At 65.2% G+C, this 3280-nt stretch carries 4 protein-coding genes and 1 pseudogene; 3 read left to right on the forward strand and 2 right to left on the reverse strand.

Annotated features, from left to right (window positions below; translation table 11 throughout):
* From AC2TEW_RS38710 to AC2TEW_RS38720, 3 genes are all read left to right on the forward strand, one after another.
* Window positions 1-346 (forward strand): integrase core domain-containing protein (locus AC2TEW_RS38710; RefSeq protein ID WP_484627757.1); only part of this gene is annotated, 346 nt, incomplete at its 5' end.
* Window positions 347-913: 567 nt separating this feature from the next.
* Window positions 914-1600 (forward strand): M15 family metallopeptidase, encoded by a 687-nt coding sequence (locus AC2TEW_RS38715; RefSeq protein ID WP_484627828.1) that lies wholly within the window; start codon window positions 914-916, stop codon window positions 1598-1600.
* 178 nt (window positions 1601-1778) lie between these two features.
* A complete protein-coding gene (locus tag AC2TEW_RS38720) occupies window positions 1779-2105 on the forward strand; it encodes a hypothetical protein (RefSeq protein ID WP_484627829.1) in 327 nt (108 codons plus the stop codon).
* Here AC2TEW_RS38720 and AC2TEW_RS38725 read toward each other — a convergent pair.
* Both AC2TEW_RS38725 and AC2TEW_RS38730 read right to left on the reverse strand, forming a co-directional pair.
* Window positions 2009-2264 (reverse strand): annotated as a pseudogene (locus tag AC2TEW_RS38725) (helix-turn-helix domain-containing protein); the annotation flags it as partial. The gene AC2TEW_RS38720 and the pseudogene AC2TEW_RS38725 overlap by 97 nt on opposite strands.
* 181 nt (window positions 2265-2445) lie before the next feature.
* Window positions 2446-3280, reverse strand: an 835-nt coding sequence (locus tag AC2TEW_RS38730) for an ISAs1 family transposase (RefSeq protein ID WP_484627830.1), incomplete at its 5' end; no start/stop codon positions are given.

Here is a 3280-nt window from a genome sequence, read left to right on the forward strand (position 1 = left end):
GGCCGCCCGCGGCGCCCGGGGACTGCGCGGGGCGATTTTTCACAGCGACAACGGGGCCCACTACGGGTCGAAGGACTTCGCCCGGGTCTGCGCGGAGCTGGGCGTGACCAGATCCCGCGGCGCGGTGGGCACGAGCGCGGACAACGCCGCCGCGGAGAGCTTCAACGCGACCATGAAACGCGAGACGCTCCAAGGGCGGAAGCGATGGAACGGAGCCGGCGAGGCCCGACTCGCGGTCTTCCGCTGGGTGACCCGCTACAACACCCGGCGCCGGCACTCCCGCCTCGGCCAGATCAGCCCGATCACCTACGAACAGCGATCAACTACGCTGACCACCGCCGCATGACAACCGGTGTCCACGACCCGGGGGAAGCGCCCGTCACGCCTTGGCGGCGTAAACGGACAGTGTCCAACCGCAGGGTGGAACTTCACACCGAGTACGAGGACCGCATCGTCCTGCACCTGCTGCCCGCCTACGCGCCGGAGACCACCCCGGACGAGCCCGTCAACGCCGACCTCGAACGGACGCTCCTGCCGGCCTGCCGGGCCCGAAACGCCGGAGAGCCTGCAGGCGAGGTACGCCGCTTCTTCCACCGACGCCAGAAGCAACCCCACACCGTCCGGGGCTACCTCCGCGCCCGCACGTCCGGTACACCCTCGAAACGCCGGAACATTAGCGTTTCGGGTCAAAATGTATGTCACGCCCGACGGGCCTGTGCGGCGGTTCATCCGCCCTGATCGAAGTGCCCCGTGCCACAGGACTAGAAAGACTGCCCGTCAGCTTGCCTCGGCGGACTCGACGGGTCAGCGCAGGGGTGGTCGGGAACCCTTAACCTCCGGCCATCCCCACGCTAGTAGGGACAGTGGTCTGCTGATCGGTAAGACAATATCCGCGGACCAGAAAGCCGTCGAAATGAACCATGCAGGACTGCCCCGAGAATCCAAAAAAGACCTCAGATCATTGATTTGTGAAAGATTCGTCAATCTGCTTGAGGTGGACTCAAGCATTCAGATTGACATCTGCTATGCGGGCTCCGGAAATTTCGTCGGAAGTCCGCTGGACGGATATGCCGGCCCGCTGTGCATAGTGACCCGGGAGGCTGCGCGCGCACTGGCCGAAGCGCAGCAGGGTCTGTCGGCGCGAGGGTATGGCCTTAGGGTCTACGATGCTTACCGGCCCGCACGGGCAGTAGCGCACATCGCCAGGTGGGCGGCCGACCTGGGTGACCAGCGGACCAAACGGAAATTCTATCCGAGTGTCGACAAATCGCGACTTTTCACTGATGGCTATATCCACGAGCGATCCGGCCACAGCAGGGGAAGCACCGTTGACGTGACCTTGGTTTCGACATGGGGCGATCCAGTAGACATGGGGACCGGGTTCGACTGCTTCGATCCACGCTCCCACACTATGGATCCGAGGATCCGGATCGAGCAGCGGGAGAACCGGATGGCACTGAAAACCGCAATGGAGCAGGTAGGTTTTGTAAACCTCGCAGAGGAGTGGTGGCACTATACTCTCCAGCCTGAGCCGTTCCCTGACACCTACTTCGACTTCCCCGTCTCGCCGCTATCGCTGGGCGTCGCATCATCAGCCTGATCCTCGACCGTCCGGGTGTTGACACGACCAGCCTTTGAGCTCGTCGCATGATCACTCTGCTGGCTTGTTGAGCCTTCTCCGGCAGATCACCGCACACGCGAGCGAGATGAGCGGGTCGTGCAGTGAGCCTTTTCAGAGCGGCCACCGATCGGGTGACGGGGCCAAGGTCGCCTCCGGCGTGCCGACCGCGATCCTGCAGGTCCGGGTAGCCGTCAACGCCGGACGACGTCTCACCCTGCCGAGCAGGGTTGAAAGAGCTCAGTTGAAGGCGGCGTTCCCGGCGGACGGCGAGGCGCTTGAACCGGTGGAGCAGGCCGGAGGTCTGCTCCACCACGTGGCGGAGCTTCCCGGGGCCGCGGATGTCGGGTTCGCCGCCTCGGGGGATGACGGGCACGATCCGGCACCCGAGACGTACTCGCGCAGCCGCTCGTTCTCTGCCAGCTTCGCTGTTTTGGGACGTTTGGCCGCCAGCTCGGCATTCCACTGGGCGATCGAGACCCGGTAGTTCAACTGCCCGTATCGCGTGGCCGCGTTGCGCCGCAGCTCTCGTGAGACGGTCGACGGCGCGCGGCCGAGCCGGCGGGCGATCTCCCGCACTCCGGTGTCCTGGGGTCCTGGGCAGGGCGATTTCCTCGCGTTCGGCGAACGAGAGAAACCGGCCTGACTGAGCATCTGCAGGACGGGCTCCTCGGGGATCCTGACTGACCCTGAATGCTTTGTTCCGTGAGAGGGAAAAACGATTTCCATCGCAAGCCTCATTGATTTGACTGGTAGATTAATTGGCGGAACCGGCTTTTGGGTATATGTGATTTGACTATCTCGATAAGGGAGTCACCGCTCTCCTCTCATGTCACGACCCAGGGCCGTTGCAAAGTCCTGTGATCTTGTAACCGTGCTGGTCGGATGGTGCCCAGCAGGTCGAGCGGGCGGGTGAAGGGCTCGTAGGAGGCGTGCCGGATGCCGGCGGCGATGTTGCGGTACCCGGCGGCGTGGAGGGTGTTGATCGCCAGGTTGCGCAGGGTCGCCGTGTTGTCGGGGCCGTGGCCAGTGCGGATCTTCGAGGCGTCCTCGGCGAAGGTGGTATCACGGACGAAGTGGAGCCGGTTCTCGATGGTCCGCTGTGGCCTGGCGAGATGGCCGAGGCGCTGGGGCGATGCCTGATGCGAGGTCAGGTCGGTGATCGCGTAGACGGTCCGGCGGCTGACGGTGCCGGTCCTGAGGTGGGTGCGGTGGCGCAGGGTACGTACGGCCCGGACGGCGTGGGGGAAGTCCAGGTCGAGGCCGGTGACGGTGAGGGTCCTGGTCGCGCGGGTTTCGCGGCGGCTGTGAGCGGCCTCGCGGTCGTAGCGCCTGGCAGTGACGTCCTTCCACGGCAGTGACCGCAGCCGGCGGTGGAGTTCGGGCTGGTTGGCCTTGACCACAAGCAGGTGGTGGGCCTTCTTCTCCTCGACCGGGAAGCGGGCGTGGGCGCGCCGGGTGTGCAGGGCGTCGGCCGTGACGGTGACCCCCGTCAGGTCGTAGGGCGCCGGCAGCGCGGCGAAGCAGGTGATCTCAGAGGACGTTAAGTCCGTTTCTGGTAGCGGCCGCGTCCGGGTTGGTCGAGGAGTCCCTGACGAACGAGTCGTCCCAGGCGGGAGCGGGTGGCGTTGATCGAGGGCTCGTTGGTGGGCAGGCCGAGGA

It is taken from the genome of Kitasatospora sp. NEAU-CNBT7 (genome assembly GCF_057220535.1).

Coding starts and splice junctions, on each gene's coding strand:
- AC2TEW_RS38715 (WP_484627828.1), top strand. CDS start 914: ATGAACCATGCAGGACTGCCCCGAGAATCCAAAAAAGACCTCAGATCA.